The organism is Paenibacillus sp. J45TS6 (assembly GCF_018403285.1).
In the GTDB taxonomy this organism is placed as follows: domain Bacteria; phylum Bacillota; class Bacilli; order Paenibacillales; family Paenibacillaceae; genus Paenibacillus.
Genome location: NZ_BOSJ01000004.1, coordinates 366,847 through 386,304 on the forward strand (window position 1 = coordinate 366,847; position 19,458 = coordinate 386,304).

Annotated in this window: 21 protein-coding genes; 18 read left to right on the forward strand and 3 right to left on the reverse strand. The window is 42.4% G+C overall.

Annotated features, from left to right (window positions below):
- Positions 1-103: 103 nt before the first annotated feature.
- The gene (locus KJS58_RS08855; RefSeq protein WP_213532161.1) at positions 104-1,255 is read left to right on the forward strand and encodes a sn-glycerol-1-phosphate dehydrogenase; all 1,152 of its coding nucleotides are present in this window, start codon (positions 104-106) and stop codon (positions 1,253-1,255) included.
- Positions 1,256-1,391: 136 nt separating this feature from the next.
- Here the strand turns inward: KJS58_RS08855 and KJS58_RS08860 are convergent, their stop codons facing one another.
- On the reverse strand, positions 1,392-1,982 hold the full coding sequence (locus KJS58_RS08860) for a helix-turn-helix domain-containing protein (protein WP_160032977.1): 591 nt from the start codon (positions 1,980-1,982) through the stop codon (positions 1,392-1,394).
- 337 nt (positions 1,983-2,319) lie between these two features.
- Here KJS58_RS08860 and KJS58_RS08865 point away from each other — a divergent pair, with 337 nt between their 5' ends.
- The 13 genes from KJS58_RS08865 to KJS58_RS08920 all read left to right on the forward strand — a co-directional run bounded on the left by KJS58_RS08865 (position 2,320) and on the right by KJS58_RS08920 (position 9,351).
- On the forward strand, positions 2,320-2,835 hold the full coding sequence (locus KJS58_RS08865) for a phage holin family protein (protein ID WP_249717047.1): 516 nt from the start codon (positions 2,320-2,322) through the stop codon (positions 2,833-2,835).
- 174 nt (positions 2,836-3,009) lie between these two features.
- Positions 3,010-3,297 (forward strand): Dabb family protein, encoded by a 288-nt coding sequence (locus tag KJS58_RS08870; protein ID WP_191798037.1) that lies wholly within the window; start codon positions 3,010-3,012, stop codon positions 3,295-3,297.
- A gap of 37 nt (positions 3,298-3,334) precedes the next feature.
- On the forward strand, positions 3,335-3,463 hold the full coding sequence (locus KJS58_RS25620) for a hypothetical protein (protein WP_263621304.1): 129 nt from the start codon (positions 3,335-3,337) through the stop codon (positions 3,461-3,463).
- Positions 3,464-3,468: 5 nt separating this feature from the next.
- Entirely contained in the window at positions 3,469-3,912 is a 444-nt protein-coding gene (locus KJS58_RS08875) for a DUF86 domain-containing protein (protein WP_213532162.1), read from the forward strand.
- A 65-nt stretch (positions 3,913-3,977) separates the two neighbouring features.
- A complete protein-coding gene (locus KJS58_RS08880; RefSeq protein ID WP_213532163.1) occupies positions 3,978-4,901 on the forward strand; it encodes a DUF4261 domain-containing protein in 924 nt (307 codons plus the stop codon).
- A 107-nt stretch (positions 4,902-5,008) separates the two neighbouring features.
- The gene (locus tag KJS58_RS08885; protein ID WP_213532164.1) at positions 5,009-5,470 is read left to right on the forward strand and encodes a DUF948 domain-containing protein; all 462 of its coding nucleotides are present in this window, start codon (positions 5,009-5,011) and stop codon (positions 5,468-5,470) included.
- A gap of 7 nt (positions 5,471-5,477) precedes the next feature.
- On the forward strand, positions 5,478-5,831 hold the full coding sequence (locus KJS58_RS08890; protein WP_213532165.1) for a YtxH domain-containing protein: 354 nt from the start codon (positions 5,478-5,480) through the stop codon (positions 5,829-5,831).
- Between the two features lie 229 nt (positions 5,832-6,060).
- Positions 6,061-6,870, forward strand: coding sequence for a glutamate racemase (gene racE, locus KJS58_RS08895; RefSeq protein ID WP_283771258.1), 810 nt, complete (start codon positions 6,061-6,063; stop codon positions 6,868-6,870).
- Between the two features lie 179 nt (positions 6,871-7,049).
- Positions 7,050-7,949, forward strand: coding sequence for a M14 family metallopeptidase (locus tag KJS58_RS08900; RefSeq protein ID WP_213532166.1), 900 nt, complete (start codon positions 7,050-7,052; stop codon positions 7,947-7,949).
- 97 nt (positions 7,950-8,046) lie between these two features.
- Positions 8,047-8,310 (forward strand): hypothetical protein, encoded by a 264-nt coding sequence (locus KJS58_RS08905; RefSeq protein WP_213532167.1) that lies wholly within the window; start codon positions 8,047-8,049, stop codon positions 8,308-8,310.
- A gap of 137 nt (positions 8,311-8,447) precedes the next feature.
- Entirely contained in the window at positions 8,448-8,750 is a 303-nt protein-coding gene (locus tag KJS58_RS08910) for an iron-sulfur cluster assembly accessory protein (protein WP_160032985.1), read from the forward strand.
- 28 nt (positions 8,751-8,778) lie between these two features.
- Positions 8,779-9,003: a YuzB family protein gene (locus KJS58_RS08915; protein WP_191798050.1), complete on the forward strand. Its 225-nt coding sequence runs from the start codon at positions 8,779-8,781 to the stop codon at positions 9,001-9,003.
- A gap of 81 nt (positions 9,004-9,084) precedes the next feature.
- A complete protein-coding gene (locus KJS58_RS08920; RefSeq protein ID WP_213532168.1) occupies positions 9,085-9,351 on the forward strand; it encodes a hypothetical protein in 267 nt (88 codons plus the stop codon).
- Between the two features lie 89 nt (positions 9,352-9,440).
- Here KJS58_RS08920 and KJS58_RS08925 read toward each other — a convergent pair whose 3' ends face one another.
- Together KJS58_RS08925 and KJS58_RS08930 are read right to left on the reverse strand one after the other, a co-directional pair.
- Positions 9,441-11,438, reverse strand: a complete 1,998-nt coding sequence (locus KJS58_RS08925; protein ID WP_249717049.1) for an LTA synthase family protein — start codon at positions 11,436-11,438, stop codon at positions 9,441-9,443.
- A 185-nt stretch (positions 11,439-11,623) separates the two neighbouring features.
- Positions 11,624-12,769: a THUMP domain-containing class I SAM-dependent RNA methyltransferase gene (locus KJS58_RS08930; protein ID WP_213532169.1), complete on the reverse strand. Its 1,146-nt coding sequence runs from the start codon at positions 12,767-12,769 to the stop codon at positions 11,624-11,626.
- 222 nt (positions 12,770-12,991) lie between these two features.
- Between KJS58_RS08930 and KJS58_RS08935 the strand changes: the two genes are divergently transcribed.
- From KJS58_RS08935 to KJS58_RS08950, 4 genes are all read left to right on the forward strand, one after another.
- Positions 12,992-13,645: an O-methyltransferase gene (locus KJS58_RS08935; RefSeq protein WP_213532170.1), complete on the forward strand. Its 654-nt coding sequence runs from the start codon at positions 12,992-12,994 to the stop codon at positions 13,643-13,645.
- 469 nt (positions 13,646-14,114) lie between these two features.
- Entirely contained in the window at positions 14,115-15,527 is a 1,413-nt protein-coding gene (locus KJS58_RS08940; RefSeq protein ID WP_213532171.1) for an ABC transporter substrate-binding protein, read from the forward strand.
- 80 nt (positions 15,528-15,607) lie between these two features.
- Complete coding sequence (locus KJS58_RS08945; RefSeq protein WP_213532172.1) at positions 15,608-18,562, forward strand: extracellular solute-binding protein; 2,955 nt, start codon at positions 15,608-15,610, stop codon at positions 18,560-18,562.
- Positions 18,549-19,457, forward strand: coding sequence for a carbohydrate ABC transporter permease (locus tag KJS58_RS08950; protein ID WP_213532173.1), 909 nt, complete (start codon positions 18,549-18,551; stop codon positions 19,455-19,457). The genes KJS58_RS08945 and KJS58_RS08950 overlap by 14 nt, the downstream gene beginning before the upstream one ends.
- Position 19,458: the final 1 nt, after the last annotated feature.

Sequence of the window (19,458 nt, forward strand, 5' to 3'; positions counted from 1 at the left end):
TTCAGACACTTTAACCGTGTTAGAGCAGTCTTTTTAGTTGACAATTTGTACGTACATATTAGACACTGGAGAGTGAATTCATCTTACAGGAGGCGTTTTAGTCATGGATATGAATGAACGTATAGAAAGATGGAATGAAGAGGCGAGTCATTGTGAATGTGGATCAGCACATTATAAAGTGAATATTCAGATTTCTATGGAAAAAGGGGCACTGCAAAAGATTGCACCCTATGTGGTGAGTCAAGGTTATAAACAGGTTAGCGTCGTTTACGATGAAAATACAGGAGAGGCTGCGGGAAGAAAAGTCGCAGGTCTTCTCGGAGATGCCGGCATTACGGTAAGTGAAGTACTCCTTAACGCTAACAAAGCAGGAGATGTAATTGCTGACGAAGCATTTATTGTAGAGCTGCTTCTGGCCCTTTCCCATAGCAGTGAGGCGGTTCTTGCCGTAGGATCAGGAACTATTCATGATCTGGTAAGAATCGTATGTTTTAAAATGAACATTCCGTTCATTTCTGTTCCGACCGCAGCTTCCGTCGATGGATTTACTTCTGCAGGAGCGCCCCTGGTTATCCGCGGGGTGAAACAAACGTTTCAGGCGACGGCACCCCATGCTATTTTTGCCGATCTAGAAGTTCTGTCTGCAGCTCCGCAGGTACTGACGGCAGCTGGTTTTGGTGATATGCTGGGTAAATTTACATCACTTGCAGATTGGAAAGTGTCGCGTGATCTCGGGAAAGAACCATTTTGCCCGCTCGCTTATCAAATGACAGAGGAAGCACTGAATAGGTGTGTTCTTCATGTGGATGATATTGCAGAAGGGAGCGAGAAAGGTGTATCTATCTTGATGGATGCGCTCATTGTTTCCGGGATTTCGATGCTTCTGATCGATCATTCTCGCCCAGCATCAGGAGGAGAACATCATATTTCTCATCGTCTCGAGATGAGATTTATGGAGCAGGGAAGACATGCTATTCTTCATGGAGCTAAGGTAGGAGTAGCTTCTGCGCTTCTAACTGACATCTACCGCGATTTGTATCACGCAGAGAATGTCTCTGCTTTTGAAGCATATAAAGATTTGCCACAAAGAGAGCAGATGCAGGATTGGCTTAGCAAAGTGGGCGGACCTGCAACACTTGCAGACATGAATGTATCAGAATCTGAGTTTAAAGATGCAATGGCTATCGCTCATACCCTTAGACCCCGTTATACGGGGTTGACGTATAGAAATGAGAAAGTTGTTCCTAACATGTAATCAATGAATGAACATCTGTAACACATACGCTAATTCTGTAAGGAGTATTGTCATATTGTACGTACAAATGATTAAAAAAGGATGTTCCAGGCAGAGTGTTGCATCATCTGCTTTGGAACATCCTTATGTATTCAGTCTATGAATTTTGTTTTAATATGGCATCCGCAAATAAAATGGATTTTGGAATTTTAAAAAATTGCTCTGCCTGCTCTTGAAATGCCGGTGAAGGCAAAGTTCCTTGATGAAGCCATTTGCGGAAGGTTCCTGGATGTACGCCGATCCAGTGACTTACGTCCGTTACGGACAAATCATGTACCATACAGAGTCCCGTAAGAATGCGATTGCTCACAGGAGAACGGGTCACCGTCCGTTTCATAAAACGAGAGGCTTCAGGCTGACAAATGACAGGACTTGTACGAATTACTTCTTCATTGAACAAAATGTGGCGCGGATAACCAAGCAACTGACATACCTTTTCGAGATTGGTATTTCCAGGAATACGACCTTCATATACCCATGCGCTTACACTGCGGGAAGATATAGATAAATCTTCTGCTAATTGAGACAATTTAATGTCATTAGCCATGAGGACAGCAAGCAAAATTCGATTGCGGACCTGACAGCGAGTCGGTCTGCGGAAACGCTTAACGCGGACGCCTTTTCCTAGATATTTGCGGTTGATCAGAGACCAGGCCTGGATTGAGTGTTGATCTTGTTGTTTAGGCATATTTCCTCCGATTTTTTAATCAAATACTACAACAAGTAATGTTCACTTTCAAGTATACAGTTAACAGTGGATAAATAACCTTTTTATATGCGTTAAGTCCTTGTTAGATGAATATCGAACTATTTTTAGAACCATATAATGTATATTATATCTATTTTATAGGATGTTTTTATGCGTTTTTTTTATTTTACCCATAAAAAATAGGTCTAAAATACTAATTTTATCTTTCGTGAAAATCAAATTTATTGTCTTTTCCTATACGAAGTAGTTGAAAGTACTGTCAAATTTTATCTGTTTTCATAGATTAATAGGAAGGAGGAAAGAAGGGGGGCTGAAAGTGAACCCAGCACTGATTAATGTAGGTTTGGTAGGAATGTTGTTTACGTATGCATTTGGGGGCTGGTCTGAACTCTTGATTTTCTTGTGTATTGCTATGGCTGTAGACTATATAACAGGTGTAGCAGCTGCCATCAGAACAAAAGAAAAACTGAACAGTGAAATCGGATTTTGGGGACTGAGCCGGAAAGGGCTCATACTTCTTGTCATTCTGATTGCCAATCAATTAGATCTGTTGATGAATACGGATATGATAAAAGGAGGAGCCATATATTTTTATTTGGCCAATGAACTGATCTCGATCACTGAAAATTACTCTCGTATTGGTTTTCCTATCCCGAATATCTTGAAAAAAATGATTTATGTTTTGAAATGGCAGTCAGATGAAGAAGAAAAGAAAGAAAAAGAATCGTATGAAAAAGAATCGAATGAAAAGATGACGAGAAAGACGAGCACTGAGCAAGATGTAACAAATAAAGATATAGAAGCAGCATCGGAAGAAGACTCCAAAAAGTAAAGATCGAAGACTTGGTGAAGGACTATCTTTTCGTAGATGGAGCCTTTTTTTTATTTACTTAAGAGAAACGAGGCTGATAATTTTCCAATGTTCGCGTGTTTATGATATATTTTTTGTAACGTATCTAAACAACTGATAAATAAGAACTACTTATAGACAAAGGAGCCGATATATATGATTAAACACATTGTATTCTTCAAACTAAAAGATCGTTCAGAGGAAGCGATTCAGCGTACGGCTGAAATTCTTCGCAGTATGGATGGAAAGATGGAATTTGTAAGATCGCTGGAGATTGGCGTAGATGTCCTAAAAACAGAGCGTTCTTTTGACATCTCCCTTACGGCAGTAGTTGATTCCCTGGAGGATCTAGAGGCTTATCAAGTTCATCCTGTTCACCAAGAAATTATCAAACATATGAGCGAAGTCAAAGACTCTGCTGTTGCAGTCGATTACGAAGTGTAAGACCATATCTTAACAAGTAGAGAGAGGGAACTTACAAGTGGGCGATTTAAAAGATGTAATGGAAACCATGTTTATACTGATCGTCATTTTAATCGCATGTCCTGTCATGCTCATCTGGTTAAAGCGGAAAAACAAACGTAACCGACAACATACGAAACGGATGTGACTTCAATGTACTACGTAAATATAGATCAAATTAATTTACGCCTTAACAGTGTTCCTGAAATTACAGCTGCACTTAGGGAAGTTTCTTCGAATTGGGATGGAAGCCTGCTGTACGGCATGGTTCAGGAAAGAGCACTTCATCTGGCTATAGAGACAGTGACAGACGTTGGAAGTTACCTCATTGATGGTTTTATTCTTCGTGATGCGAGCAGTTATGAAGATATTGTTGAAATTGTTCATGAAGCAGGAGCTTTTGACGAAGAGAGTTACCGTTTATTTATGAATCTTGTGTCCCTTCGTAAACCGCTCGTTCAGGATTATTATGCCTGGGATCGGACAAGTCTTCATGAGATGACAGTACAGCTGCCTGCTGTATTGGACCGTTTTGGAGAACAGGTTCGTGCATATCTTGAGCTTGAACTCGGACCGTTTCAGAAAGCCAGAAGCTAATAAAAAAGGTATTCCAGAATTATTAATGCTAGTAAAAGCAGTACCTTTCTTCAGGAGGAATCGTCATGTCAGTTTCACAAAATACAGATCAAAAACAGAACTCAGGGTTTCATCCGGTATATATGGCCGAACTTTTGTTTAAAGAACGTCCTGTATTTCGTGAGGAAAAATTAATGGAAGTGATGCGGCGAATAACAGGGAACGCCCGCGTGCTTAAGAAACGTTTAAAAGATGGAGCGGCAGTTTCTGTAGGAACTTCATCTTCGTCAGGCGCAGCTTCCGAGACAGAAGAGCAGGAACCTCTGGTCATTATGCATACAGAATTCATGGTACCATTTGAGGATGGCACGGTTCCTGCACAGACTTGCATTTTACCGGTCCAGGAAATCACAGACAAAAAACGATTTAAAGGATCATTAGAGCAGTCATGGCACTGGAAAGAAGCTGCGGGGGTTACCTGCGATTGCGAGTATCAGCTTCGCATTCATGACTTGTTTACAGCAGCATTGCCTCACAAAGAACGGTTACAGCTTTTTCAGGAGGTACTCCGTGCTGTGCTTGAGGTTGTCCCTTGTGATGCGCTTTACTTCTATGGCAGTGACAAGATTGTTGAACCTGCTGCCTATACGCAGGCTCTGCAGAACGGAGATCACCTCTACGGCGCGATGAATGTTCGTTTGTATCAAGCGGGCGGAACGGAGGCACGCCGAGAACTCGTGATGGATACGGTAGGGCTTTCTTCACTTGGTGTTCCAGATTTTCAGTGTCACTTCGCGGGTCTTGATCCCGACAAAGTAGCACAAACGCTGTTTGGTGCAGCTTATTATCTATTTGATCAAGGGGATGTCATTCTCGATGGTCAGCTGCTGGGTACAGCGGATTCCCAACGCTGGCGCTGTGAGCATCAGGAATCGATTGTATCTCCTAGAAGGTATGTTATTGATCTCGATCCAGGGGCTCCCTATTACGCTGGTCAAATCGAACCGTAAGTGGTTTTAAATAAATAATTCTCCGTAAGTGTGTCAAGTCAAGCTCCTCCTGCTTATAATGCGGTAACAAGAGATGGGCATTCGCCCGGATAGCAGGAGGAAGGAACATGATGGAATGGAGTGTGGCTGTTGCAGCGGGAGCGTTTGTTATCCTCTCTGCTTTCATGATTGCGGTGCTTATGAATCTGCGAAGACTTATTAAGCAGTTACAAGGCACCACCTTACAGATGGAAGAACGAGCGCGTCTATTGACCGTGGATACGATTCAGTTGCTTCAAAGAACGGATCAAACGGTGCTCATGTTACAAGAGCATATCCGGAAGTCAGCTTCTTTCATGGAATCAATGGAAGCGGCGGGAACGGTGATCAGATCGACGACGCAGCAGGTTGATAACATCAGCTCTGCGATCTCCCGTTCTGTTATGCAGCATGTACAGCATGCTCATGAAGAGAATCAGCAGCGCATGAGTCCATTGTTTCGTTCTCTTGATGCCGGGCTGACCTTATGGTCTACCTGGCAGCGTTTCTCCAAAGCGTCCGGTGAACCGACCCAGGGTGAGAAGGAGTGAGCTTGACATGAATGAGAAAAACAAAGGTTTGCTATGGGGAACATTAATTGGAAGTATTGCAGGTTCGATTACTGCGCTGCTCTTCGCGCCTAAAGCAGGAGCAGAACTACGTCAAGATATTTCAGATGGTGCAAAGCTGGTTACAGAGAAAAGTCAAGATTTGGCCACTAAAATTACGGATCAAAGTTCTCAGCTTTCTGCTAAAGTCGTGGAAAAGACGGAAGGAATCATTCAAGAATTCCGTTCGATCGGTAAAACAAAACCAGTGTTCGTAACGGTATCATCCTTCAGCACGGAAGAAGAGGCAAATATAGAGGAATCTATTCTAGCCGAAATCAAGAAAATTAATGAGAGCAAGTAATTAATAATTTAGGGTTCCATCAGAATCTATGATTCAGCTGCGTAGCTGAAAAAAGGTCTGTGACTTCTTCCTGCTGTTCCTTACAGCAGTTGAAGTCAGGCCTTTTTGTACTGTGGAATTGTTGAAGGCTTGTGTGAAATGGAGTAAGATGTAGGTACCTTTTTGCCGAATCAATCATAATGTAAAGGTGAAAAGAAGGGAAATTATTGAAGAAGGAAGCGGTGTGTTCGTGCAACAAGCTATTGCTATATTAGACTCTGGTGTTGGAGGATTGACCGTTGCCAAAGAAATTATGCGTCAACTCCCTCGGGAAAAAGTGATTTATTTTGGAGACACTGCCCGTACACCATACGGACCCCGTTCGTCCGAAGAAGTAATACATTTTACAGAACAGATTGTTGATTTTTTGGTTCAGTTTGACCCAAAAGTGATTGTGATTGCATGTAATACAGCTACAGCTGCTGCCCTTGAGCATATTAAGAGAAAAGTAGATATTCCGGTTATTGGTGTCATTCATCCTGGGGCTCGTGCAGCGATTAGCGCTACAAAGACAGCGAACATTGGTGTAATTGGCACGGTAGGTACGATTAACAGCGGGGCTTACACCGAAGCATTGAAACAGTTATCTCCTTATGTTCATGTGGAAAGCTTAGCTTGTCCTGCCCTTGTTCCACTTGTGGAACAAGGGGATTTTCGCTCGGAACATGCAAAAAACACGGTAGAAACTTCACTATCACGAATGAAGGAATTCCCTATAGATACACTCATTCTGGGATGTACGCATTATCCATTTTTGACGGATTGTATTAAAGAAGTTATGGGGCCGAGCGTGAAGCTGATTAGCTCAGCAGATGAAACTGCGAGAGAAACCAGCACTATTTTATATGATAAACGCAAGCTTGCTACGATAGAGGATACACCGGTTCACCAGTTTTTCTGCAGCGGAGATCCAGAGATGTTCCAAAGCATAGCCCGTTCTTGGCTAGGGGAACAGATTAAGAATACTCCTGTTGTATGGCAAGTATCCAAAATGCTGTAACTATAACTTCATTCCATTCGTATAAAAAAGCAACCTCTAGTCTGATTTTCATTCGGGCTTAGGTTGCTTTTTTGTGGTTTGTGGTCATGACTTTGATATAGATGATTATCACGGCGGACAAAGTCATATGCATATACTGCGGTAACATACGTTTTCGTTTTCTCATAGGAGGGATAAGGATGGAACGGTATGGATATCGGGAATTATTACATGACCTGGATGAAATCTGCTCGGGCAATCCTGGGATAAGATACGGTGTAATCGGAAAAAGCGTGATGGGGAAAGATATCCCCTATATTGCCATAGGGAGGGGGGAAACCCACCTTCATGTCAATGCAGGGATGCATGCAAATGAATGGCTGAATGTTCCGTGTCTGATGTTTTTTGTGAAAAACTATATCAAAGCATTGAATGAAAGAACAACATTTCATGGCCATCCGCCCGAACTTTGGTTTGAAGAAATTACATTGTGGGTACTACCTATGTTAAACCCAGATGGGATTGAGCTCGTACTGAGTGGACCTCAGGAAGATCATCCTTGGAAGAAGGAATTACTGGAGTTAAATGGGGGAGACACCAATTTTTCAAACTGGAAAGCCAACATTCGCGGTGTAGATTTAAACGACCAGTTTCCCGCCTTCTGGCAGGAGGAGGCAAGCCGGCGAGAGAAAACCGGGCCGGGTCCAAGAGATTTTGGGGGGGAGAGCCCCTTGTCCGAACCTGAATCTATTGCTTTGGCAAGCTTCACGAAAGAAAGAAAGTTTGATGCGGTCATTGCTCTTCACAGCCAGGGTCAAGAAGTATACTGGAATTATCGTAATGCGGAACCTGCATATAGTGAGAACTGGGCTGTACAACTGGCTGATGCTGCCGGGTACAAAGCGGTGAAACTTTTCGGAAGTGACGCAGGATATAAAGACTGGTTTATTCTTGAGTTTAGAAGACCAGGATTTACGGTGGAAACAGGACTTGGTGTGAATCCGCTGCCCGTATCACAGTACGATACAATTGCTCAGGAAGTGGAGCGGATCATGGTGACGGCAATGATGCTGGTGAGTGCAAAACAAAACGGTGAATAGGATGAAGAAGGCGCAGGAGGGAAATGATACATGCCCTCCGTATGCCTTCATTATGGTATGATAATCATATTCTGAACTTAGGAAGGAGTACATGACAATGAAATGGAGAAGGTTATTTTCATTAAACAGATGGTCCCATATTATTAGACGTTTACCTGCATTGCTCACTTCTTCTAAGGTGTCGATGTTTGATAAAATGTTATTTCTTGTTCCTGCTCTTTTATACTGGATTCTACCAGATGTGCTACCGTTCATGCCCATTGATGATATCGGAGTGACGATGCTGCTAATGAACTGGTTCGTGACAAGAGCGGAGCGTAAATATTCAATTAATGCTCCTAGTGATCTAAGTAATCGGTAAAAATGAGAGGTTATTCCTTGCGATTTAAGCTGTTCTTGATTAAAATATAATGTATTGTCAATGGACAGGCTTATAATCTTCACAATAAATGCCTGAAGCACTGATCACTATTTATAGATTCTAGGAGATGAATATACATGAAAGTAAAGATCACTCGTAACGCAGCGAAAGTATTGAAGCGCGAACTGGACTTGCCTGAGAATGAAGGGAAATTGGTACGCGTTCTGATTACGCTGGATCATGGCGATCACGTGCATTATGGTATTGATTTTGATACACAAAAAGAAAATGATGAATTGGTTTCCACAGATAAAGAAATTGATGTTTTGCTTGAAAAAGGAAAACCAATGCTTGAAAATATTAAAGTGGACTACCTTTACTTTCCAAGAGAAGGTTTTGTAATTACAGACCCTTCACAAGGGAACAATATTAATCATTAAGCCTTTGGTGAAAGAAGAAGGGGAATAAATGGCTAACGATATTAGAGTATGTGAAAAATGTAAGCACATCAAACTAAAAAGTATGGTTTCGAAACTACAGAAGATGGCTCCTGATGCCGAAATTAAGATCGGATGTAAATCTTACTGTGGCCCATGCGGTAAACGTGCATTTGTATATATCAATGGACGATATATCAGTGCCCCTACCGAAGATGAAGTACTTGCGAAAGCAGCTCCATTTATAAAAAAATAAAGACCACTGCATAACCTCCCTAATTTCAAACCATGCTAAGATTGTAGCAGGATTTTGAGAGAAGGAGAGTGGTTTTCAAAAATGAAGCACGATCATTCCAGTTTGCAATCTTCCACTTTGGTTGCCCAGGCTTCGAGTTCCGTTAAGAAACTGCACCATGCAGTAACTGCGGCGGTATCTCAGCCTACAGAAGAGCTCATACAGCAGGCACAGAATCGATTGGTTCGTACCGAGAATGCTGTCAGAGCGGCTGAGCAGCAAACCACATATAGCGGAGTAGAATTTGCACAGGAGATTCTCTCAGAAGAGAAAGAACGTCTTTCATCCCTGAATGTGAGCAAAAAGTAAATATTCAGTGAGCAACGGCTTTATCACCCTGCACACCCAAAAAACCTGTCCGCACGAAGTGCGAACAGGTTTTTTTGTGTGTAGAAACATCACTCTTTAGCACGAAGCTTATGGATTAAGTTGTGTGTAATAAGCCGATCGGAAATGGATAATTCTAATTTGCTTTTTTCGTAAGACGGTTTGCACGCATGGATATCGGTTTGTTCACCTGCGGGCATTTCATAACATGATCCATTTTCGAACAGACGGTCTTCCGAAGGAATATATACAAGATCACTGTTTGCGAAAGCGCCAGTACGAAGTACAGTCATCCGCTTGGAGGTACTCAGTAAATCCGATCCCATAAGGTAATTATCTTCGGTAGAGATGCCGAGCAGATGTAGAACAGTAGGGGCTATATCAATTTGTCCGGCAGGTTCAAGATATATTCCCGCTTTGTCTCCATCCGGAAGGTGCATGAGTAAGGGAACCTGGTTCATCATTTGATGCATCTCAAGATCGCTGAGTGATGTACCGAGAAACGTTTCATAATCTTCTTTTTCCTTGATGGAACTGTCATGGTCTCCATAGACGAGAAGCAGGGTGTCATCCCATAGTCCTTCTTTTTTTAATTGTTCCACAAGTTCTCCGAGCGCTGCATCCGCATAATGAATGGATTGTAAGTAATCAGCCAACATTGTTTTACCAAGAGAGCCGGTGTTTAGTTCTTGTAGAGAAGCAGGCATGACATAAGGATGGTGACTGGTGAGTGTAATCATAAAAGAATAGAACGGAGCCGGATTTTTCGCTTGTTCTTCCGTTATATAATTGACAGATTGTTTGAAAAAGGATTTGTCACCCAGCGACCAGCCTACGGCTTCGTCCATAATATAGTTATTTCGGTTTATAAATTCATCGTAGCCCATGTTTTTATACATCGTATACCGGTTCCAAAAACTGCTCTCATAGGCATGGAAAGCGGCTGTATGGTATCCTTCGCTGCCCAGGATCGATGAGAGAGAGTCATATTCGTGATCCGGGTATCTAACAAAAACAGAACCCGTAGGGAGAGGATGCAGCGATATATTTGTCAGAAAATCGGCATCTGAAGTTCTTCCCTGGCCAGTTTGATGATAGAAATTTTCGAAGTAAAGGCTCTCCTTCATTAATTTGTTAAAGTGAGGTGTGATTTCTTCTCCGCCGATTTCTTTGCCAATCACAAAGTTCATGAAAGCTTCCACTTGAACAATAATTACATTCTTTCCTTTATATTTCCCAAAAGTCTCGGCCTGGGCGGCTTTTCTTGCTTCTTCTTGTTTTTCAGAAAAATAAGCAACGGTTTCTTCGAGGTCCTCGTCAGAGATCGCTGCCCGACTGTTCATACGTTCTTTGTTATAGCGATAAACATCATAGCCGTGGAAAGCAAGCAAACCCGTGACATTATAAAGAGTCATATTCCACCAGTTTCCTTCAAAAAGTCCTGCAGCCCAAGTTTTGCTGGAATGCTGAATAGGACCAACTGTGAGTATGGTGCCAAGAACGAAAGCGAGCACTCCGCTTACGAGTCTGCTTCGCAAAGAAGCTTGCTGATCTGCTCTTTGTTTTTGTACAGAATGGAGAGAACTGCGGTTTCTCCTGCTTCTTCGATATAAATGTATTACATAAAGCAGCCCAAATATAGCTAACAAGATAAGATCTACAAAGAACCATAGATCACTACTGTAAATTAGAGAACGAATACTATCTCCGAGTGAACCGACTTGTCCTGTCTGAAGCAATACCGGAACGGTTATAAAATCGCCGAAATAACGATAATAGACAAGATCTGCATAGATGACTCCCGTTAGAAGGAGATTTAATAACGACAAAGTGATGATCCGGATTCGTACGGGCAGTAGCAATACCCAAAATGAAACGATGAGTAAGGAACCAACAGCGATGACATAATCAATCCGGCTCATATCTATATTTCTTGCGTTCAGTTCATCATGAAAATATCCGAGCTTTAGAATCATGATGATCAGAAATAGAAGATAAGGAAGATAACTTCTGAGCCAGGTGAACTTTTTGCGATGTGAAACGAGTATGGGGTTTGAGATGTTAGGCAATAGGTAACCTCCAAGTGAGCCTTTTTCAGATTGAGATATTGATTTTCCTGTCTTATTATATCGCCTTAAGCCAGAGTAATAAACGTCAAGGTTTGCAAAAGAAAAGATATCGCTTTGTAATAACGATTTACTAAGGGGAAAATAAAAAAGAGGGGTAAACAATACGTTTACTCCCTCTTTGTGTATTACGACCGATCGGGTCTTGGTGGCAATGGTCCCAAAAATTGATAAAACTGAGTTTCAATACGTCCATTGTACAATTTTCTGCGTTTGTCTGCTTTTTGATTGAAATGTTTTTCGAATGATGTAGTGGAGGTGATGGCAAAGAAAGACCATGTTGGTACTTCTGCAGCAACTCTCCCTAAGGAGTAGATCAGTCTTTCAATTTCCGTTTGCTCACCGATCCGTTCCCCGTAAGGTGGGTTTGTAATCAGACATCCATAATCGCCTTTTAGGCGTACACGGGAAACAGGAAGAACATCAAGTTTAATCTCCTTCGCAAAACCGGCGCTTCTGACGGCAGCTTCTGCGACTTCAATAGCTTGCGGGTCAATATCACTGCCAGCGATTTGAAGCGGTACATCGTCTTTCACGAGATCGAAGGCTTCTTCTCGTGCTTGGTTCCACACTTCAGTAGGAACAATCGGCCAATGCTCAGCACTGAACGAGCGGCGCAGACCAGGAGCAATGTTCCAACCAATCATTGCAGCTTCAACCAGCAGGGTTCCAGAACCGCAGAACGGGTCATAAAACGGGCGATGCGGGCCCCATCTGCTCAGTTGAATAAGAGCAGCTGCCAGTGTTTCTTTCAGTGGAGCCTCGGTTACGAGTTTACGGTAACCACGTTTATGAAGGCCAGTTCCGCTGGTATCGATCGTCAGCATAGCTATATCATTGAGCAAATGGACTTCGATGACGAGACGTGGGCCATCTTCCGGAAACCATTCCGTATGATAAGTCTGCTTTAGTTTTTCTACAATGGCTTTTTTGACAATCCCTTGGCAAGCGGGAACACTGGATAATTGCGATTTATGGGAACGTCCTTGGACTGGGAATTCACCATCCGCAGGTATCCAGTCTTGCCAAGGCAGAGCTTTTGTTCCTTCAAATAGTTCATCAAACGTAGTAGCTTTGAATTCACCCATTTTAATCAGGATCCGGTCGGCACTGCGCAGCCAAAGATTACATCTGGCAATATCAATAAAATCACCGGAGAACATTACCCGCCCATTTTGGGTGGTTACATCGGTATAGCCAAGCAGTTTCAATTCTCTTGAAACGACGGCTTCTGTCCCCATTGGGGTCGTTGCAATTAATTGCAAAGGTTGCATAAAGAAACGTCAACTCCATCTTGGTCATCACTGCTGCTTATGAATGAAGCGGCAGGATTACCTTTCTTATATTTTCTTATATTTGAGTGTGTTCTTGCCTGATTGAATCAGGACCAGTACAATGATATACGCACCTTTCGTCTTTCGTCTAGAGTAGACAAAAACAAGGGTATATAAAACAAACATTTATTATAGAACAATTATGTCCATAAGGAAAGTAGAATGAAGGAGGAATTGAGTGAAGTGAATATTCATCCAGACGATTATGTAAATGATTTATATGAGGAAGATCCGCTCTTGGCTGAAGTCATCCAGACGATTAAGGAAAAAGGGATGCCAGAAGTATCTGTTGCCCCTGCCTATGGCCGATTATTAACGTTTCTCGTACAAACATCGGGAGCCAAAAAAGTGCTCGAAATCGGGGCTCTAGGTGGTTACAGCGGCATCTGTTTATCTCGAGGAATGTCTGAAGAAGGAAGACTTACCTCCCTGGAACTTAAAGAAGAATATGCAGCACTTGCACATGCCCATCTGACAAAGGCAGGGTACGGGGAGAAAGTGGAATACAAAATTGGACCTGCGGCAGACAGTCTGGAGGAGCTTAAAAAAGAAGGTAAGAAATTTGATTTCTTTTTTATAGATGCAGATAAAGAAAATTATCCCGTATATCTTGAATACGCGATACAGCTAGCAAATCCGGGAGCTATTATTGCGGGGGATAATTGTTTCTTGCGCGGCAGAACACTGAACACAGAGAAAAATGGGCCTTCCGTTCAAGCCGTTCGTAAATTTAATGAAAGCATTGCTACCGATGAACGCCTGATGAGTACCATGCTTCCTGCATATGATGGACTTGCGCTGGCGATTGTGAAATAGAGTGTCATGCGTACTATAGAAAAGTAATAAGTTAAACCTTTAACATGCTCTAGAAGGAATGATTAGAGCATGTTTTTTTATTATTTTTATTTTTCTTGACAAATAGATCATTAATCCGTAATAATTTGGTTATTCAATTAACATTTATCTTAGTGATAGTGTTTCTTTTCAATAGCTAAACATTCGTACGAATTCTGCTTTTCCCGCCATGACTTCATCTGCTTTCTAACCATCTATCTACTACTATACATTCTTTGTAAATTACTTGGTTCCTTCCTACATGAGAAACAACCTTCTAACATAAGTAACAGAAACCATATCTATTCCTATTCAATAATGTAAGCGCTTATATTATAAGATATGTATATATTTTCCTTTTGAAGATGAACGGGGTTTTCAGTCTGTTGCTTGCAGCTGGCTGACTTCCACTTCCGTCTTATATATTAAGCCATTCTAAGGAGGGATTGTCATGCGAAAAAGATTTACTCTATTGGTTTTATGTGTACTCGTTATTGCCATGATTACAGCATGTTCTGGTGGTGCCACGCCGGAAGCAGGCTCAGGAACAACAGAAACGGTCACTCCGGTTGACCAAGGCGGAGGAGATACGGGCACAGAAAAAGAGACAGAAGAAAAGGAAGACATGCTTCCCGCGTCTACCCTTGATCCAAACATGTCAGGGGAAATAACGTTTTGGACATTTCTTGATGATAAAGAGAAGTCCGCAAAGCTTCAAGAGGATTTTAACAAGGTCTATCCTAATATCAAGCTAAAAACCGTTTATGTTCCTTTTGGCGATCTACATGACAAGCTCCAAACAACGCTAGCAGCAGGGAAAGGGGCGCCTGATGTTGCACTCGTAGAACAAGGTCAGTTCCCAAGATACAGCACAACAAACGTACTTGTTGATTTGCTTGAGCAGCCTTATGATGCGGGCAAATATAAAGACCTTGTATCGGAGTACAACTGGAATCGCTGGTCTTCTATTGATGGTACGAAGCTACTTGGCATGCCATGGGATATAACGCCGGCGGTAACGTATTATCGAGCTGATATTTTTGAAGAGCTTGGTCTTCCATCTGATCCGGAAGAACTCGGAGAGTATATTCAGGACCCTGAAAATTTCTTCACACTGGCTCAGATTCTAAAAGCAAATGGTAAGTATGCTATGGAATGGAGAGATTCTCCAGTTCACTGGTACGGTGATTCTCTCGGTTATTATGATACAGAATTGAACTATATTCGAAACACAGAAGACTTTATTCAATATCTCGATATCAGTAAGCGTGTAAATCAGCTTAAGATTGCTCCGCATGATGGCATTCTAAGCGATAAAGGAAAGCAGCGTGTTAAAAAAGGGGAGTCCCCAATGTACGTTACCGGTACTTATGGAGCTAGGGATCTCAGTATTAACTTTCCAGAACAAAAAGGAAAGTGGAGAGCAACGAATATGCCGTTTGGCTTAAATGTCGGTATGGGTGGTTCTACTTTTGTTCTTCCTGCACAGAGTCAGAATAAGGATGCTGCCTGGGCTTTCATAGAGTGGGTGACCACTTCTGAAGAAGCATGGAAAGTATGGATGGAACAATCGGTTCAACCCGATTGGAAAAATATTACGAGTACAGAATGGTACAGTTCACACGTAAGTGAATATTTAGGTGGCCAGGAAGATCAAAAATTCTATACCTCTCTAACGGATAAAATTCCTGTTCGCAGATACACTCCTCTTGATGGTTTAGCATGGCCGCTTTGGGTTGAAGGCGTGCTGAATGCAATTGACAAAAATATAGATTCCAAGACAGCTATTCAGCAAACAGCAGAAAACATAGAAAAGAAGCTGAAAGCGGATAAAGAGAAATTACTTAAGCAGATTCAACCGTAAGAAGTAAGTCATGGGCGAGGAGGAATCCTCCTTGCCTGTAACGGATACCGAACGAACTTGCAAAAGGAGGTATTTCATACGTGGTTCGCTGGCTGCTTCGATATAAAATAACCCTCATTTCTATTCTAGCTGCCGCTATTTTCTTGATATGGTGGAATGATTCGAGAGGGTATGACGATGATGCAATGGCTCATATTCCTGTCTTAACAGGTGTAGAGCAGACTTCCATTTTGGAGCAGGAAGATGCCGGAAGCAAACTAGAATCCTCGTATTTGGATTACATAAAAGAGCACAGCAATCATGGGGCAGCAGATGCACAGAGCGAAAAAATCAAATTGCTTATGACGGGTGCAGTAAAGACGAGTGATCAAGGTACGGAATGGGTAGGCAATCTTGGGGAACAAACAGGTCCCTTTCTTGCGCTGACAGACGAGAATAGCTGGAGTGAATATCAATTTGAAGTACCGGAAGATGGTTTCTACCAAATAGGTATGGACTATTATGCGCTGCCAGGAAAACGGTCTTCTATTGTGAGAAGTATACAAATTGATGGCAAGTTTCCTTTTTATCAGGCTCGTAAACTGGAATTCCAAAGAATGTGGTCTGAATCTGGAGAACCCTGGCATGATAATCAAGGAAATGAATTTAATCCTGCTCGAAAAGAAGTAAGCGGCTGGCAGTACCGAGATTTTCAGGATCCAGAAGCGAAAACGTATGAACCGCTGCGTTTTTATCTAACAAAAGGGTTGCATACTTTGCGAATGACAAGTGTGAGAGAACCAGCGGCCATAGGACAGATTTATATTCACTCCCCAAAGGAGATTCCTACTTATGAAGAAGTAAGTCAAGAATATACAGCAAAAGAGTACAGTCAGACGAAAGGTGTGCTCATTAAGGTACAGGCAGAAGAATCTAGTCTACGATCTGACCCAACTTTAAAAAGAATAGAAGACCGGGAACCTGCGACCGAACCTTTTAACAAAGATGCGATCACCCTCAATACATTCGGAGGAGCTAGCTGGCGAAATGGAGGGCAATGGGCTGAATGGGAGATTGAGGTGCCGGAGAGCGGTCTTTATGAGATCGGAGCACGGTACGGACAATGGTTTTTGAACGGAATACCTGTGGAACGGAAAGTGACTATTGATGGGGAACTGCCATTTCGTGAAATGAATGGATTTGCTTTTCCTTATAAACAAGAATTCCAGATCGCAAAATTTGGTACCGAGGAGAAGCCTTATCAATTTTATCTGGAGAAAGGCAAGCATCATTTGCGAATGGAAGTTCAAGTAGGAGCGCTGGGAAGTATTCTTGAAGACATTACGAGTACGACGCGCAAAATGTCCTTAATCGGCCGTGAAGTAATTCAGGTTACAGGGACGAATCCTGATCCGAACGGAGACTGGGAGCTTGAACAGAATATTGAAAATCTTGTGCCTAGGCTTCAGCTTATGGCTCGCACGTTTGATGATACGATCAAAGCGCTTTACGAACTTGGGGTTACCGAAGGAAGTTCCGAAGTAAGTACACTGTATGAAGCGCGAGACGTACTGCTCAGTATGGCAGAGGAGACCCGGACCATACCAGGAAGAATACAACAATTTAATGATCTTCAGGCTTCTCTGGGAACATGGGTGAACTCGCTCAGTAAACAAAGTCTTCTGCTGGATTATTTAATTGTGAAGTCCCCGGATCAGGAGTGGCCTGAGCCAAGTGCAGGCTGGGTGAAAAGAACAGGGACGATGGTCTATGATTTTGTACAGTCGTTTACTAAAGACTACGGCGGGATAGGCAATGTATATGAAGGGGAAGAGGTACTTGAAGTTTGGGTAGCCAGAGGACGCGATTGGGTAGATATCATCAAGCAAATGATTGATGAAGATTTCACACCAGAAACCGGAATTAAGGTCAATGTGAATGTGATACCAGCCCAGCAAATGCAGGTACTGCTTCTGGCGAGCACTTCGGGAATTGCTCCTGACGTAGCATTAGGCGTCGATGGAGAAGTACCGATCGATTATGCGGTCAGAAATGGTCTTATCAATCTGCAGGAGTTCTCTGATTATGGTGAGATTGCAGCTCGGTTTAGACCGGGTGCGCTCATACCGTATGAATATAATGGCGGAAGTTTCGCCCTGCCGGAAAATCAAAACTTTAATATGCTTTTTTATCGTAAAGATATTATGGAGGAACTTGGATATTCGGAAGAAGAGATGCCGGATACTTGGGAAGAGGTTATGGATCTTATTCCTATTTTGCAGCAAAACGGAATGGATTTCTTTTACCCTCATGCACCTAACAATCCTGCTCTTGCTATTAATGAATTTGCTCCGTTCTTGTTCCAACATGGTGGAGAGTTTTATCGTGAAGACGGTAAGATATCCAATCTCGATTCACCAGAAGCGATGGAAGCTTTCAAGATGTGGACAGGACTATTTACGAATTACAAAATTCAGAAACAGGCTGATTTTTATAACCGATTCCGTTCTGGTGAAATGCCGATTGGCGTAGCTGATTACTCGACTTATGTCCTGTTATCTACGGCTGCTCCTGAGCTTACTGGTTGGTGGGGAATGAAGCCAATGCCAGGTATGGAAGAAGCAGATGGTCAAATTAATCGATCTACTGGCGGACTCGCACAGACGGGAATGATTTTTAAAGATACAGAAATGAAAGAAGAATCATGGGAATTTTTAAAATGGTGGACTTCAGCAGATGCACAGGAACGGTTCGGGTCTGAACTGGAAGCGCTGCTTGGAGTAGAGGCAAGATGGAACACGGCCAATGTCGAAGCGCTTAAACGTCTGCCGTGGCAAGAGAACGATATTAACGCTATTTTGGAGCAATGGGAATGGTTTAAAGAACGTGAAGTCGTCATTGGTGGATACTACACCACAAGACATATCGCTAACATATGGAACGAAATCGTGCTAAACGGCAAAATTACCCGTGAGGCTGTGGAAGAGGGAGTACGCGAAATTGACAAGGAACTACGGAAGAAAAGGGAGGAGTTTGGTCTAGATGATGACTCATAATCGTTCCACGCTCTGGCGGGAAATAAAAAAGAATCGGGTGTCCTATTACTTCCTGGCCCCGTTTCTGATCCTGTTCACACTTTTTACCATCGTTCCTGTTGCTACTTCCATTGGTCTAAGTTTCACTTATTACAATATTCTAGAGCCGCCCAAGTTCATTGGGTTATCTAATTATCGATTGTTGTTTGTTGATGATGATATTTTTCTTAAAGCCATTGGCATTACATTAAAATTCGCATTTATTACGGGCCCGGTTGGGTACATTATGGCTTTCCTCCTGGCCTGGCTGATTAGTCAAGTTCCGCAAAAATACCGTTTTTTCTATACTCTTTGTTTCTATACTCCATCAATAACGAGTGCGACAGCAATGTCCGTCGTATGGCTCTATCTATTCGCTGGGGATCGAAGAGGTCTACTTAATTACTACGCAAGTAAACTTGGGATCATCAACGAGCCTTATTTATTTTTACAAAATGTAAATTCAATTGTTCCTGTTATTATTATTGTTTCTTTATGGATGTCAATGGGTGTTGGCTTCCTAGCATTCCTTGCCGGTCTGCAGAATGTTCCCAAAGATTTATATGAAGCAGGTTCTATTGACGGCATCAGGTTCAGGTGGCAACAGCTTTGGTACATTACGCTTCCTTCTGTCAAACCTCAGCTTTTATTCGGTGCTGTTTTGCAGGTTGTCAGTTCCTTGACCGTATTTGATATCAGTGTGCAGCTCGTGGGTTTACCAAGCCCGCTGTATGCAGGACATACGATTCTTGCGCATTTGTTTGACTATGCATTTATTAAGTTTGAAATGGGATATGCCGCAGCCATTGCTGTTGTACTCTTCTTCATGATGATCGGTCTGAACCGACTGATTTTTAACTGGCTGGGAAAGGACTGAT

Coding starts and splice junctions, on each gene's coding strand:
- KJS58_RS08905 (WP_213532167.1), top strand. CDS start 8,047: ATGAAATGGAGAAGGTTATTTTCATTAAACAGATGGTCCCATATTATT.
- KJS58_RS08920 (WP_213532168.1), top strand. CDS start 9,085: ATGAAGCACGATCATTCCAGTTTGCAATCTTCCACTTTGGTTGCCCAG.
- KJS58_RS08855 (WP_213532161.1), top strand. CDS start 104: ATGGATATGAATGAACGTATAGAAAGATGGAATGAAGAGGCGAGTCAT.
- KJS58_RS08940 (WP_213532171.1), top strand. CDS start 14,115: ATGCGAAAAAGATTTACTCTATTGGTTTTATGTGTACTCGTTATTGCC.
- KJS58_RS08935 (WP_213532170.1), top strand. CDS start 12,992: ATGAAGGAGGAATTGAGTGAAGTGAATATTCATCCAGACGATTATGTA.
- KJS58_RS08875 (WP_213532162.1), top strand. CDS start 3,469: ATGTACTACGTAAATATAGATCAAATTAATTTACGCCTTAACAGTGTT.
- KJS58_RS08915 (WP_191798050.1), top strand. CDS start 8,779: ATGGCTAACGATATTAGAGTATGTGAAAAATGTAAGCACATCAAACTA.
- KJS58_RS08930 (WP_213532169.1), bottom strand. CDS start 12,769: ATGCAACCTTTGCAATTAATTGCAACGACCCCAATGGGGACAGAAGCC.
- KJS58_RS08900 (WP_213532166.1), top strand. CDS start 7,050: ATGGAACGGTATGGATATCGGGAATTATTACATGACCTGGATGAAATC.
- KJS58_RS08860 (WP_160032977.1), bottom strand. CDS start 1,982: ATGCCTAAACAACAAGATCAACACTCAATCCAGGCCTGGTCTCTGATC.
- KJS58_RS08880 (WP_213532163.1), top strand. CDS start 3,978: ATGTCAGTTTCACAAAATACAGATCAAAAACAGAACTCAGGGTTTCAT.
- KJS58_RS08885 (WP_213532164.1), top strand. CDS start 5,009: ATGATGGAATGGAGTGTGGCTGTTGCAGCGGGAGCGTTTGTTATCCTC.
- KJS58_RS08950 (WP_213532173.1), top strand. CDS start 18,549: ATGATGACTCATAATCGTTCCACGCTCTGGCGGGAAATAAAAAAGAAT.
- KJS58_RS08890 (WP_213532165.1), top strand. CDS start 5,478: ATGAATGAGAAAAACAAAGGTTTGCTATGGGGAACATTAATTGGAAGT.
- KJS58_RS08870 (WP_191798037.1), top strand. CDS start 3,010: ATGATTAAACACATTGTATTCTTCAAACTAAAAGATCGTTCAGAGGAA.
- KJS58_RS08910 (WP_160032985.1), top strand. CDS start 8,448: ATGAAAGTAAAGATCACTCGTAACGCAGCGAAAGTATTGAAGCGCGAA.